Raw genomic sequence first — 13,886 nt, 5'->3', positions numbered from 1 at the left:
TTGATGAACAGGTCCGGGAACGAACCAGTGGAGGGAATCTGTGTCGCTTTTGCCTGGGGGAACAGGGGAGCTCACCAATACCGCAGTGCACAGTGTCGCAGAGTTGCGACAGGTTTCGGCACCGCCACGACATTGTGATTGAACCTTTCGCCCTGTCTTAGTGCAGGTCGAGCTTCTTCATCTTCCGGTGCAGTGTTGCGCGGCTGATGCCAAGGGCTGTGGCGGCCTGGGAGACGTTGCCATGGGTACGCGACAGCGCCCGCAGGAGAGCGGCTTTTTCCGCCTCTGCCATTTCTTCCTCCTGCGAAACGCGACCTTCGTGCAGCGCATCGGAGGCCGGAATGCCGGCGGCGATATGCCTGTCGTCAAGCTTGAGGGCAAGACGGGCGGCGCGCGTGGCGCCGAGGACGAGATCGTGCCGGTCGACGGCAAGTAGTGCATTGGCGGAATTGGCGCCGGCCGGGACCATGACGAAACGGGCGCCGGCAAAAGCGGAACGGAACAGATTGAGCTCGATACGCATGGCCGCATCTCGCACGGCTTGCGACAGGATGGTGAGCGTCATTTCATTGACGTCATCGCGGCAGGTGGAAATGTCGAGCGCGGCGGCAAGCAGACCGCGATGATCGCGGATCGGGGCTGTGGTGCAGCTCAGCTTGATGTTGGAGCAGTAGAAATGCTGGTCGCGGAAAACGGCGACGGCACGTTCATCGGCGAGAGCCGTGCCGATACCGTTGGTGCCGATGCTGGCCTCGGTCCAGACGGAGCCGGTCCAAAGGCCCACATCGTAGAATTCCTTGTCATTGCCGGCGGCGCCGCGGCGTTCCAGCGCAATGCCGTTGCGATCGGTCAAAAGCAGGCAGCAGCCGGCCTTGCCCACCGTCGCAAAGAGACGGTCGAGTTCGTCACGGGCATCGGCGATCAACTGCTCGGATTGTCCCCGCGCAAGGCGGAATTCCTGTTCTGTCAGGCGCAGGGGCGCACGTTTTTCCTCCGGCGCCAGCTGATACATGGTCATGCAGCGGCGCCATGAAGCCACGATCGGCGAGCTGGCCGCAGCAGAGTTTTGCTGGGCGCACGTATAGACATGCTCCGCATGTGCGGATTGTTCGTGCATGAAGGCTCCTCCCACGGAACTTGCGCATATTCTGATGTAAATATGGCGGCTTTGCAATCAAGCCGGTATGACCGCGGATTGTATGGATCGAATTTGCCGGATGCGAAGTGTCGCATTTCTGAGACAGCACGCCTTGCGGTTCAATCCGGCGTGTAAACTTTTGCCTTCACCTTCGGCTGAGCCAGTTTTCGATGCCTCTCGCCGCGGCGCGGCCCGTGGCGAAACAGGCTGTGAGCAGATATCCGCCCGTCGGCGCTTCCCAATCCAGCATCTCGCCGGCTGCAAAAACGCCGGGAAGATGTTTCAGCATGTAGCTCTCGTCGACCTCGCTCCAGGCGATGCCGCCGGCGGACGAGATGGCCTCGGCGATCGGACGCGGGCGCAGAAGCGGGATCGGAAGGGCCTTGATGGCGGCGGCGAGCTTCTGCGGATCGTTGCGATCGGCTTCCGGCGTCAGTTCGCGCAGGAGCGCGGCTTTCACGCCGTCGATCCCGGCGCCTTTGCGCAGGCGGTTGGAGAAGCTCGATTTCGTATCCTGTCGGGCAAGGTCACGGGACAGGCGTTCGAGCGTGCGGCCGGGGGTGAGGTCGAGCGTCAAAAACGCCTTGCCTTCGCCACGCAGACGACCCCGCAGGGCGGCGGCATGCGCATAGACAAGGCTGCCCTCGATGCCGTGTTTGGTAATCACGAATTCACCGGGAAACGTCCCTGCGGAGGAAGTTGCTGTGACGGATTTCAGCGGTTCGCCGGCAAAACGCTCGCGGAAGAGATCGCTCCAGGCGACGTCAAAACCGCAATTGGCGGGCTGGAATGGAGCGATTGTGATACCGCGATCGGCAAGCATCGGCACCCAGGCCGCATCGGAGCCGAGACGGGGGTAGCTTGCGCCGCCGAGCGCAAGCAGCGTGGCATCGCAGGAAATAGTCTTGCGTCCGTCTGGCGTTTCGAACCTGTGTCCACCGTCGGCAAAGCCGATCCAGCGATGGCGGGTGAAGAAGCTGACGCCGCGGGCTTCCAGCCGGGCGAGCCAGGCGCGCAGAAGCGGCGAAGCCTTCATGACATTGGGGAAGACGCGGCCGGAGGAGCCGACGAAGGTTTCGGTGCCGAGATCAGTTGCCCAGGTGCGGATATCGGCCGGGGTGAAGGCATCGAGGGCGGGACGAAGACTGACATTGGCATCGCCGAAACGGGTGGCGAAGAGGTCGTAGTCTTCCGAATGCGTGATGTTGAGGCCCGACTTGCCGGCGAGCAGGAATTTGCGCGCGAAGGTCGGCATCGCGTCATAGACAGCGACGGCGTGGCCGCCTTCCGATAATATTTCGGCCGCCGACAAGCCTGCGGGACCGCCGCCGATGATCGCAATCGTCTTCTGTTCCATTGCGCCTTCTTGGCGCGGGTGATCGCCTAGCGCAAGCCTCAGTGACGCGGATGCACGCACTTGCCGTGGTCGGCGAGCACTTCGATGACCCGGCATTGATCGACGCGGCCGTGGCAGCAGCTCTCGACCATCTGCTCCAGTTCCGCCCTCAACGCATTCAGACTGCGGATACGTTGCTCGACCTCGATGAGACGTGCCTTGGCGATGGCATCGGCGGAGGCGCAGGGCTGGTGTGGGTCATCCTGCAGGTGCAGCAGCGTGCGGATCGCATCGATCTCGAAGCCGAGTTCGCGAGCGTGGCGGATGAAGGCGAGGCGATCGAGGTCAGCGGGCTCGTAGGAGCGCTGGTTGCCCTCGCTGCGGCTGGGTTCGGAAAGCAGGCCGATGCTCTCATAATAGCGGATCGTCGGCACTTTGACGCCGCTGTGACGTGCGGCTTCACCGATGGTGATCTTTTTCATGATTTTCCTCTTGCACCTCTAGTCGCTAGAGGATGTAGGAAGGACGCTGCCTACAAGCAAGGATTTAGATCGTGAGCGAAGCAGCACAGGCACGGTACAGGGTCGGCGGTATGGATTGCGCCGCCTGCGCAACGAAGATCGATACGGCCGTCAGGCGTATGGACGGGGTCGAGGACGTCTCGGTTTCGGTGACGGCCGGCACGATGACGGTGCGCCACAATGGCAGCAGCGATCTCAAGGCGATCGAGAAGAAGGTGACCGGCCTCGGCTATTCCGTCGCTCCGTTCACGGGCAAGGCGCCTGCTCAGGAAAAGAAGGGCGGCCAGTATCATGCGCACCATGATCACGACCACGGCCATGACCATGACCACCACGATCATGACGGACATGAACATCATGATCACGATCATTCCAGTCATGTACATTCGCACGGTGCGGAGGAAGTCGCGGGGCTGCACGGTCATGATCATGGGCCGATGACCGGCCCCTGGTGGCAAAGCAAGAAGGGCCGACTGACGATCTTCTCCGGCCTGGCGCTCGTTGTTGCCTATGCGGTCGGCCATCTGGTGCCTGCGATCGCTTCCTATGCCTTCATTGCCGCCCTGCTGGTCGGGCTGGTTCCGATCGCGCGGCGCGCCATCATGGCGGCGCTTGCCGGCATTCCCTTTTCCATCGAAATGCTGATGACTACAGCCGCTGTCGGCGCAGTCATCATCAATGCCGGCGAAGAAGCGGCGACGGTGGTCTTCCTGTTCCTTGTCGGCGAGCTGCTGGAAGGCGTAGCCGCCGGCAAGGCGCGCGCTGGCATCCAGTCGCTGACGACGCTGGTGCCGAAGAATGCGCTGCTCGAAACGGGCGGCGAGGTGACGGAAGTGCCGGCGGAAACGCTCGCTGTCGGCTCCATCATTCTCGTACGGCCGGGCGACCGGATTTCTGCGGACGGTACGATCCTGTCTGGTGAGGGCGACATCGACGAAGCGCCGGTGACCGGCGAAAGCACGCCGGTGCGCAAAGGGGCGGGTGAGACCGTCTTTGCCGGCACGGTCAATGGCGATGCAGCATTGCGTGTTCGCGTGACGGCCGCTGCCGAGGACAATACGATTGCCCGCGTCGTCAAGCTGGTGGAGGAGGCGCAGGAATCCAAGGCGCCGACGGAGCGCTTCATCGACCGCTTTTCGCGCTATTACACGCCGGGTGTTGTCGTCGTGGCGGTCCTGGTGGCGATCCTGCCGCCGCTGCTGACGGGTGCGGCTTGGGGCGAATGGATCTACAAGGGCCTTGCGATCCTGCTGATCGGTTGCCCTTGCGCTCTGGTCATTTCGACGCCTGCAGCCATTGCCGCCTCGCTTTCGGCGGGTGCGCGCCGCGGGTTGCTGATGAAGGGCGGCGCGGTTCTGGAATCGCTTGGCAAGGTGACGGCCGTCGCCTTTGACAAGACGGGCACGTTGACCGCGGGAAAGCCGCAGGTAACCGATATCATTGCCTTTGGACGTCCCGATGCGCAGGTGCTGTCACGCGCCGCGGTCCTGGAGCAGGGCTCCAGCCATCCGCTGGCGCTGGCGATCCTCAACCGGGCGAGGGCCGATGGTGCACCTATGCCGCCGGCTTTCGAACTTGAGGCGCTGCCGGGCAAGGGTGTGACGGGCAAGGTGGGCGGCGAGACGCTCGATCTCCTGTCGCCGCCGGCTGCGCGTGAGCGTGGGGCGCTGAATGAGGGGCAGGATGAGCAGGTCGCTGTCCTGAACGGCGCGGGCAAAAGTGTTTCGGTGCTGCTGATCGATGGCGTCGCTGCCGGCCTGATCGCCATGCGCGACGAGCCGCGCGAGGACGCAAAGAGCGGCGTTGCGGCGCTGAAGGCGGCCGGTGTGCGCGCCATTATGCTGACCGGCGACAACAAGCGCACGGCCGCTGCCGTTGCCGGCGATCTCGGCATCGACTGGCGCGGCGAGCTTCTGCCGCAAGACAAGCAGCGCATTGTCGGCGAGTTGAAGCGCGAAGGGCTTTTCGTCGCCAAGGTCGGTGACGGCATCAATGATGCGCCGGCGCTTGCGGCTGCCGATGTCGGCATTGCCATGGGCGGTGGCGCCGATGTGGCGCTGGAAACGGCGGATGCGGCGGTGCTGCATGGACGTGTCGGCGACGTGGCGCGCATGATCGACCTTTCGAAGCGGACGATGCGCAATATCATGCAGAACATCACTATCGCGCTCGGGCTGAAGGCGGTGTTTCTCGTCACCACCATCCTTGGCATCACTGGCCTGTGGCCGGCGATCCTGGCGGATACGGGCGCGACCGTGCTGGTGACGATGAACGCGCTTCGCCTTCTTCGGATAAGGACGTAAGGATTTCTTTGGCAGCGTGATGCGGCAGGGGCACGCTTGCCACATCACTGTTCTCGGGATCCGCCGATCTGGAGCAAGGAGCCAGTTCGGTGCCTTAACTGGAGCTGCCTCAGCAACAACAGGCGTGCCTTTTGCGCGACGCCACATCACGATTCGGGCATGAATCCCGAAGCAAAAATCGCGAAGCGGCTACAGGCTTGCTCTCTTCCTCCCAGCCGTCTCCACTGCCTGTTTTCTTGATCATTTGTTAACCACGTTTTTCACAGGAATGCAGCGATTTCAAACATCCCGTAACGCGATGCACAAACCATCCGTTGACGCAAACCGGGATTCGCGTACTATATCTAGTGTTCAAGGTTCCTTCGATTCGTGAGGGTCGGGGGCTAAGACGGGAATACGGTGCGTTTCGCCATGACGGCGCGACAAAGCCGGAGCTGCCCCCGCAACTGTAAGCGGCGAGCAACTGTCCGATTTCGGGTCACTGAGGCATGACGCTTTGGGAAGGCTGGGGCAGGGGCTTCGACCCGTAAGCCAGGAGACCTGCCTTGAATAAAACGTCCACGGGCGGGGTGTCCGGAAGGTCGCGTGCATGAAAGCGGAATCTATCCGTCCTGTTACGCTGCCCCGAACGTCCGCATGAGCACTTCGGGGTTGAAGTTATGTCGAGAACGTCAAGGCCGCCGCCCGCGCAAATCCTGCAAGGGATAATTTCAGGCGTTTAAACGCCAACTCTGCAAGATCATCATCAAGCGTTGCCCCGGACGCCGTAAGGCGCCCGATCCCAGTATTGCGTCCGGAATCCATTGACATCACGAGGAACATGATGAGCGTTACCGTTTACAGCAAGCCTGCCTGCGTTCAGTGCACCGCCACCTACCGTGCCCTCGACCGTCTGGGCGTCGACTATCAGATCATCGATATTTCCGAGGATGCCGACGCGCTCGATCGCGTTCGCGGCATGGGCTACATGCAGGTTCCTGTTGTCGTTGCCGGCGAGAACCACTGGGCGGGCTTCCGTCCCGACATGATCAGCGCCCTCTCCTGATTGGAGAAGAGCGATGGGCCTGATCGTCTATTATTCCAGCCGGTCCGAGAATACCCATCGTTTCGTCGAGAAGCTGGGACTACGCGCGGCGCGCATTCCCGTCGGCGTTGAAGACATCCACATCCGCGAACCCTATGTGCTGATCTCGCCCACCTATTGTGGGGACGGTGGCAAGGGCGCCGTACCCAAGCAGGTGATCCGCTTCCTCAACGATGCGGAAAACCGCTCCAACATCCGCGGCGTGATTGCAGCGGGCAACAGCAATTTCGGCGAGACCTACGGGCTTGCCGGCGACGTGGTCTCGCAGAAGTGCCAGGTGCCGTATCTCTACAGGTTCGAGCTTCTGGGAACTGCCGAGGATGTCGCCAATGTCAAAGACGGGATGGGACGATTTTGGACACGGGGACAAACCTGACGCGGGATGCGGGGGCAAAACCGCTCAAGGCAGTGGAAGCGCTGGACTATCATGCGCTGAACGCGATGCTGAACCTCTATGACGACGAGGGCAAGATTCAGCTCGACAAGGACCGCATGGCGGCCAAGCAGTATTTCCTGCAGCATGTGAACCAGAATACGGTGTTCTTCCACAACCTCAGGGAAAAGCTCGATTACCTAGTCACCGAGCGCTATTACGAGCAGGAGGTGCTCGACCAGTATTCCTTCAATTTCGTCCGCGATCTGTTCGATCAGGCCTATGCCAAGAAATTCCGTTTCCCGACCTTCCTCGGCGCATTCAAATATTACACCAGCTATACGCTGAAGACCTTCGACGGTAAGCGCTATCTGGAGCGCTACGAAGATCGCATCTGCATGGTGGCGCTGGCGCTCGCCAGAGGCAATGAACAGCTTGCTCGCGATCTGATGGAAGAAATCATCTCCGGCCGTTTCCAGCCGGCAACCCCGACCTTCCTCAATGCTGGCAAGAAGCAACGCGGCGAACTCGTTTCGTGCTTCCTGCTGCGTGTCGAAGACAATATGGAATCGATCGGCCGCTCCATCAATTCGGCACTGCAGCTTTCCAAGCGCGGCGGCGGCGTGGCGCTTTCCCTGACCAATATTCGCGAGGCGGGTGCGCCGATCAAGCAGATCGAAAACCAGTCTTCCGGCATCATCCCCGTCATGAAGCTGCTGGAAGACTCGTTCTCCTACGCCAACCAGCTCGGTGCCCGGCAGGGTGCGGGTGCGGTCTATCTCAATGCCCACCATCCCGACATCATGCGCTTCCTCGATACCAAGCGCGAAAATGCCGACGAGAAGATCCGCATCAAGACGCTGTCGCTCGGCGTCGTCGTACCTGATATCACCTTCGAACTCGCCAAAAACAATGAGGATATGTACCTCTTCTCGCCCTATGACGTGGAGCGGGTCTATGGCGTGCCCTTCACCGAGATATCGGTGACGGAAAAGTACCGCGAGATGGTGGCGGATGCGCGTATTACAAAGAAGAAGATCAAGGCGCGCGAATTCTTCCAGGTCATTGCCGAAATCCAGTTCGAGAGCGGCTATCCCTACATCATGTTCGAAGACACGGTGAACCGAGCAAACCCGATCGCCGGTCGCATCAGCATGAGCAATCTCTGCTCGGAGATCCTGCAGGTGAGCGAGGCCAGCGAATTCAACGACGACCTCTCCTACAAGACGATGGGCAAGGATATTTCCTGCAATCTCGGTTCGCTGAACATCGCTATGGCGATGGATTCGTCTGATTTCGGCAAGACGATCGAAACCTCGATCCGCGCGCTGACGGCCGTGTCCGACATGAGCCATATCTCCTCGGTGCCCTCGATCGAGAAGGGTAATGACGACAGCCACGCGATCGGCTTGGGACAGATGAACCTGCATGGCTATCTCGCCCGCGAGCGCATCCATTACGGTTCGGAAGAAGGCGTCGATTTCACCAATATCTATTTCTACACGGTGACTTATCACGCTCTGCGTGCCTCCAACCGCCTGGCGGCCGAGCGTGGCGCAAGCTTCAAGGGCTTCGAGAAGTCGAAATATGCCTCGGGGGAATATTTCGACAAGTATACCGAGAAGGAGTGGAAGCCGGCGACCGAGAAGGTTCAGACGCTCTTCGACAATGCCGGCATTCATATCCCGACGCAGGAAGACTGGCTCGCGCTGAAGAGGACGGTCATGGCGTCCGGTCTCTATAACCAGAACCTGCAGGCGGTGCCGCCAACGGGCTCGATTTCCTATATCAACCACTCGACCTCCTCGATCCATCCGATTGTCTCGAAGATCGAGATCCGCAAGGAAGGCAAGATCGGCCGCGTCTATTATCCCGCACCGTTCATGACCAATGACAATCTCGATTATTATCAGGATGCCTACGAGATCGGGCCGGAGAAGATCATCGACACCTATGCGGCTGCCACCCAGCATGTCGACCAGGGCCTGTCGCTGACGCTGTTCTTCCGCGATACGGCAACGACGCGCGATATCAACCGCGCCCAGATCTATGCCTGGAAGAAGGGCATCAAGACGATCTACTACGTCCGCCTTCGCCAGATGGCGCTGTCCGGCACCGAGGTGCAGGGCTGCGTTTCCTGCACGCTCTAACCGACCGGAGACAATGATGAACATGCAATTCAAGCCGGTCAGCCGCGTGCGCGCCATCAACTGGAATCGCATCGAGGACGACAAGGATCTCGAAGTCTGGAATCGCCTCACCGGCAATTTCTGGCTGCCGGAAAAGGTGCCGCTGTCGAACGACATTCCCTCCTGGGCGACGTTGACGACAGCCGAGCAGCAGCTGACGATCCGCGTTTTCACCGGGCTGACCCTGCTCGACACAATCCAGAACGGTGTCGGCTCGGTCAAGCTGATGGCGGATGCGGCAACCCCCCATGAAGAAGCGGTGCTGTCCAACATCTCCTTCATGGAAGCGGTGCATGCGCGTTCCTATTCCTCGATCTTCTCAACACTCTGCCTGACGCCCGATGTCGACGATGCCTATCGCTGGTCGGAAGAGAACGAATTCCTGCAGAAGAAGTCGGCGCTGATCATGGAGCATTATGCGTCCAGCGATCCCCTGAAGAAGAAGGTGGCGAGCGTCTTCCTCGAAAGCTTCCTCTTCTATTCCGGCTTCTATCTGCCGATGTACTGGTCGAGCCGTGCCAAGCTCACCAACACGGCCGACATGATCCGCCTCATTATCAGAGACGAAGCCGTGCATGGCTATTATATCGGCTACAAGTTCCAGCGTGGACTTGAAAAGCTCTCCGAAGAGCGCCGGCAGGAGATCAAGGACTTTGCCTTCGACCTGCTGCTCGAGCTCTACGACAACGAAGCGAAATATACCGAAGCGCTCTATGACGGCGTTGGCCTGACAGAGGACGTCAAGAAGTTCCTGCATTACAACGCCAACAAGGCGCTGATGAACCTCGGGTACGAGGCGCTGTTCCCGGCCGAAGCCTGCAAGGTCAATCCGGCGATCTTATCTGCGCTGTCGCCGAATGCCGATGAAAACCACGACTTCTTCTCGGGCTCCGGCTCCTCCTATGTCATCGGCAAAGCGGTGGCGACCGAGGACGAAGACTGGGATTTCTGAGGTTTATCTTTACGAAGCCTCTTATCATTCGGCCCGCTATCGCCCACATTCAGCGCGATGTATTCGTTGAATGTGGCGTAGCGGGAGTTTTTTTATGAGGCCCTCTTTCGAAGCGACTGATCCGGCAAGCGAAGCTGCCGAAGGCGTCTGGCCAATCCGCAGGCGCCGAATTCTCGACTGGCTGATCAACGAGACCCGCAGCGAGCGTTTCATCGACAATATCCTGGTAGAGATGTGCAAGCGGCTGCTGGCAGTCGGCGTGCCGGTGACGCGGTCCAGCCTGCATTTCCGCACCAACCATCCGCAATGGATCGGCGCCCGTATCCTATGGGTGGAAGGCATGGAAGAGGCAAAGATCAACACCTTTGCCTACGGGGTGGAAACCACGCCGCAATTCCTCAACAGCCCGGTCAACGAGATCCACAGCGGCACCAACGAGGTGCGGAAGAACCTTGAGGATTTATGGGAGGGCGACGACTATCCCTTCTACCAGGAATTGCGAGACGACGGCTATACGGAATATGTTGCCTGGCCGATCGATCATACGTTCGACAAGCGCCACGTCGTTACCTTCTCCACCAATAGGCCAGGCGGTTTTACCGGCGAACACGTGGATTTCCTGCGCGATCTGCTGCCGGCTCTCACTCTCGTCAGCGAGATCAGGCTCAAGAACATCATGGCGCGCACGCTGCTGCAGACCTATGTCGGGCCGCATGCGAGCGAACAGATTCTCTCCGGCGTCATCACCCGTGGCAGCGGCACGACCGTCGGCGCGGCGATTATGATCTGCGATCTGCGCGATTTCACGGCGATCTCCGATCTCTGGCCGCGCGACGACGTCATCCAGCTGCTCAATGACTATTTCGATGCCATGTCCGATCCGATCGAACGGCACGGCGGTGAAATCCTGAAATTCATGGGCGATGGATTGCTTGCCATCTTCCCGCTGTCGAAGCCTTCGGCCTGCGAGGATCTCTTGACGGCGATCCGTGAAGGGCAGGAGGCGATGGCGAAACTAAATGAGCAACATCAGCGTTTGGGACGTGATCCGCTGCGCTATGGTGTCGGCGTCCACGTCGGTGACGTCATGTACGGCAACATCGGTTCGCGTCGACGGCTGGATTTCACTGTCATCGGCCCGGCAGTCAACGTCGCCTCGCGGCTTGAAACCTTGACCAAGGAGGTCAAGCGGCCGGTACTTTTGTCTCGCGCTTTCGTTGAGATGGCGACCTGCACGGAAGAGATGGACAATCTCGGCACTTTTCCTCTGCGCGGGCTTGGGGAGCCGGTCGAAGTCTTCGCTTTCCGCGAAAAGCCGACAGCCGGTCGTGACGCAGCTTAGGCCACCGGAAAATTGATCTGCGGCGGCAGGAGCAGGCTCTGGCTCTCCGCTGCCGGATTGCCGATTCGCTGAAGAAGCATCTGGCCGAGATGTTCGCCCGCCTCGACCAGGTCCTCATAGATAGTCTCGATTTTCGGCTGCAGATGCGTCAGGAGATGCGAGGTCTCCTTGGCGACGATATCGTAGTCATCAGCGAGAACGCGTCCCACATCATTCATGGCGGTGACGAGCGCCAGCGCCGAAACTTCGCCTGGACAGACGAATCCGTCTGGAACATCGGCCGCCGCGGCACGCGCCCGAAAGAAATCTCTGATTTCATTGGCCGGTGAATCGAGCGTGACCGCTTCCGATATCTCATAGGCGACGCCGGCCTCGCGCACGGCGGTCATGAAACCATGCAGAATGTGCTGGCTGAAGGTCAGCCGCTTCGGCGGCATGACAACGGTGACCTTCTTCCTGCCCTTGACGATCAGACGCCGGGTGGCTTCGTAGGCGAAGGCATAATTGTCGTAATCGACATAAGCATGCGGTGTCGAAAATTCGGTGCGCCCGTGAGACACGAAGGGGAAGCTGACTTCCTGCAGCATCCGCACCCGCGCATCGAAGGGTTCTGTCCGCGTGAAGATCAGGCCGTCGGCGAAATTGTTGCGGACGATATATTCCGCTGCTTCGAGGTCCGTCGTCGACAGGAAGTTCGGGGCGACGACGAGGTGGTAGGATGTCTCTTTCAACGCCTTGGCAATGCCGTACATGATCGCGGTGCCGAAGCCGACCACTTCCTGATGCGGATCGAGAAGGATGCTGATGACATTGGTGCGGCCTGTCTTCAGGCGCTGAGCAGCCCGGTCGGGCAGGTAGCCGATCTCGCGGGCAATGCGATGGACGCGCTCGCGCGTCTCAACCGATATTTGCGGCGCGTCGCTGAGTGCGCGCGAAACCGTCGTCACTGCAAGGCCGGTCAATGTCGCGATGGTACGCAAGGTCGGCTTGCTGCGTTTTTGCGCACCATCCGGATTTTCACCGCGTTGCAGTTGGGACGATTCGGTCACTGGGGACATTCCATGCTGGGCCGCGGCTACAATAACACGATGAAAACGGCACGCAATCAATCAATGCAAACGATTTAAATTTTTACGGCATCTTAACCGAACAGAAAAAATATAAATAAAATCAATATTTATCGGACTAATCATATTTTTCTCGGGAGTCGAGGAAGGGCTTGACGTGGCCGCGTTTATAACGTTTTAAATTGTTACCCGCACTGGGAGGTGCGGTGTATGTGGTGCCTGGCCGCCCTCACGGCGGAAGACATCCGGCAGGCGAGGTGGGTCTCGCCGCCACTTACGAACGGGAGGATATTCATGCGCAAGTTTTTGAGCTCGGCAGCTCTTGCTGTCGTGACGATGGCTGGTTTCGGCAGCGCTCACGCGGCTGACGTCAAGGAAGTTCAGATGCTGCACTGGTGGACGTCGGGCGGCGAAGCCGCGGCGCTCAACGTGCTGAAGCAGGACCTTTCCAAGGAAGGTTTTGCCTGGAAGGACGTACCGGTCGCAGGCGGTGGCGGCGACGCAGCCATGACCGCGCTGAAGGCGATGGTTGCCGCAGGCACCTATCCGACCGCTTCTCAGATGCTCGGCTATACCGTGCTCGATTATGCTCAGGCTGGCGTCATGGGCGATCTGACCGAGACGGCGAAGAAGGAAGGCTGGGACAAGTCCGTTCCGGCAGCACTGCAGAAGTTCTCCGTCTATGACGGCAAGTGGGTCGCCGCACCTGTCAACGTCCACTCCGTCAACTGGCTGTGGATCAACAAGTCGGTCATGGACAAGATCGGCGGCACGCAGCCGAAGACCTTCGACGACCTGATCGCGCTGCTCGACAAGGCAAAGGCAGCTGGCGTCATCCCGCTCGCGCTCGGCGGTCAGAACTGGCAGGAAGCCACGATGTTCGATTCCATCGTGCTGTCGACCGGTGGCCCGGAATTCTACAAGAAGGCTTTCAACGACCTCGACGAGGAATCGCTGAAGTCCGACACGATGAAGAAGTCCTTCGATAACCTCGCCAAGATCATCCAGTACGTCGATCCGAACTTCTCGGGCCGCGACTGGAACCTGGCGACCGCCATGGTCATCAAGGGCGATGCTCTTGTGCAGGTCATGGGTGACTGGGCGAAGGGCGAATTCGTTGCCGCCAAGAAGACCCCTGATACCGACTTCCTGTGCTACCGTTTCCCGGGCACCGACGGCAGCGTGGTCTACAACTCCGACATGTTCGGCATGTTCAACGTTCCTGACGACCGCAAGGCCGCTCAGGTGGCGCTCGCCACAGCAACGCTTTCCAAGAGCTTCCAGTCCGCCTTCAACGTCGTCAAGGGTTCGGTTCCGGCCCGTACCGACGTACCGGATACGGATTTCGACGCTTGCGGCAAGAAGGGCATTGCCGACCTGAAGGCTGCCAACGAAGGCGGCACGCTGTTCGGCTCGCTCGCTCAGGGCTATGGTGCTCCTCCGGCGATCGCCAACGCCTATAAGGATGTCGTCTCGAAGTTCGTCCATGGTCAGATCAAGACCTCCGACGAAGCTGTTACCCAGCTCGTCCAGGCTATCGACGACGCTCGCTAATTCTAACGACAAAGGCTTTCCCGCGCG

The 13,886-nt window shown here is 59.9% G+C and carries 11 protein-coding genes and 1 riboswitch; of the genes, 7 read left to right on the top strand and 4 right to left on the bottom strand.

Annotated elements, in window-relative coordinates; translation table 11 throughout:
* Window positions 1–157: 157 nt before the first annotated feature.
* The 3 genes from FHT87_RS25045 to FHT87_RS25035 all read right to left on the bottom strand — a co-directional run bounded on the left by FHT87_RS25045 (window position 158) and on the right by FHT87_RS25035 (window position 2,956).
* The gene (locus tag FHT87_RS25045) at window positions 158–1,117 is read right to left on the bottom strand and encodes a helix-turn-helix domain-containing protein (RefSeq protein WP_183805390.1); all 960 of its coding nucleotides are present in this window, start codon (window positions 1,115–1,117) and stop codon (window positions 158–160) included.
* A gap of 166 nt (window positions 1,118–1,283) precedes the next feature.
* Window positions 1,284–2,495, bottom strand: coding sequence for a TIGR03862 family flavoprotein (locus FHT87_RS25040; RefSeq protein ID WP_183735440.1), 1,212 nt, complete (start codon window positions 2,493–2,495; stop codon window positions 1,284–1,286).
* Between the two features lie 38 nt (window positions 2,496–2,533).
* Window positions 2,534–2,956 (bottom strand): helix-turn-helix domain-containing protein, encoded by a 423-nt coding sequence (locus FHT87_RS25035; protein WP_183735439.1) that lies wholly within the window; start codon window positions 2,954–2,956, stop codon window positions 2,534–2,536.
* A 71-nt stretch (window positions 2,957–3,027) separates the two neighbouring features.
* Here FHT87_RS25035 and FHT87_RS25030 point away from each other — a divergent pair, with 71 nt between their 5' ends.
* From FHT87_RS25030 to FHT87_RS25005, 6 genes are all read left to right on the top strand, one after another.
* Complete coding sequence (locus FHT87_RS25030) at window positions 3,028–5,298, top strand: heavy metal translocating P-type ATPase (RefSeq protein WP_183735438.1); 2,271 nt, start codon at window positions 3,028–3,030, stop codon at window positions 5,296–5,298.
* Between the two features lie 337 nt (window positions 5,299–5,635).
* A riboswitch (cobalamin riboswitch) is annotated at window positions 5,636–5,861 on the top strand.
* Between the two features lie 260 nt (window positions 5,862–6,121).
* Window positions 6,122–6,343, top strand: coding sequence for a glutaredoxin-like protein NrdH (gene nrdH, locus FHT87_RS25025; RefSeq protein ID WP_007820342.1), 222 nt, complete (start codon window positions 6,122–6,124; stop codon window positions 6,341–6,343).
* 13 nt (window positions 6,344–6,356) lie between these two features.
* The gene (gene nrdI, locus FHT87_RS25020) at window positions 6,357–6,758 is read left to right on the top strand and encodes a class Ib ribonucleoside-diphosphate reductase assembly flavoprotein NrdI (RefSeq protein ID WP_183735437.1); all 402 of its coding nucleotides are present in this window, start codon (window positions 6,357–6,359) and stop codon (window positions 6,756–6,758) included.
* On the top strand, window positions 6,737–8,905 hold the full coding sequence (gene nrdE, locus FHT87_RS25015) for a class 1b ribonucleoside-diphosphate reductase subunit alpha (protein ID WP_183735436.1): 2,169 nt from the start codon (window positions 6,737–6,739) through the stop codon (window positions 8,903–8,905). The genes nrdI and nrdE overlap by 22 nt, the downstream gene beginning before the upstream one ends.
* Window positions 8,906–8,921: 16 nt before the next feature.
* Window positions 8,922–9,896 (top strand): class 1b ribonucleoside-diphosphate reductase subunit beta, encoded by a 975-nt coding sequence (gene nrdF / locus FHT87_RS25010; protein WP_183735475.1) that lies wholly within the window; start codon window positions 8,922–8,924, stop codon window positions 9,894–9,896.
* A 94-nt stretch (window positions 9,897–9,990) separates the two neighbouring features.
* Window positions 9,991–11,238: an adenylate/guanylate cyclase domain-containing protein gene (locus FHT87_RS25005; RefSeq protein ID WP_183735435.1), complete on the top strand. Its 1,248-nt coding sequence runs from the start codon at window positions 9,991–9,993 to the stop codon at window positions 11,236–11,238.
* On the opposite strand, the gene FHT87_RS25000 is transcribed toward FHT87_RS25005, so the two are convergent.
* Window positions 11,235–12,287 carry a substrate-binding domain-containing protein gene (locus FHT87_RS25000; protein ID WP_183735434.1) on the bottom strand — a complete coding sequence of 351 codons (1,053 nt, stop codon included), beginning with the start codon at window positions 12,285–12,287 and terminating at the stop codon, window positions 11,235–11,237. The two genes, FHT87_RS25005 and FHT87_RS25000, sit on opposite strands and share 4 nt — an antisense overlap.
* A 312-nt stretch (window positions 12,288–12,599) precedes the next feature.
* On the opposite strand from FHT87_RS25000, the gene FHT87_RS24995 reads away from it, so the two are divergent.
* Window positions 12,600–13,859: an ABC transporter substrate-binding protein gene (locus FHT87_RS24995; protein ID WP_183735433.1), complete on the top strand. Its 1,260-nt coding sequence runs from the start codon at window positions 12,600–12,602 to the stop codon at window positions 13,857–13,859.
* The last annotated feature ends 27 nt before the right edge of the window (window positions 13,860–13,886 follow it).

It is taken from the genome of Rhizobium sp. BK316 (assembly GCF_014193695.1).
Classification (GTDB): Bacteria; Pseudomonadota; Alphaproteobacteria; order Rhizobiales; family Rhizobiaceae; genus Rhizobium.
The sequence above is the reverse complement of the archived record's forward strand: the minus strand, read 5'-3'. Positions and strand labels throughout refer to the sequence as shown.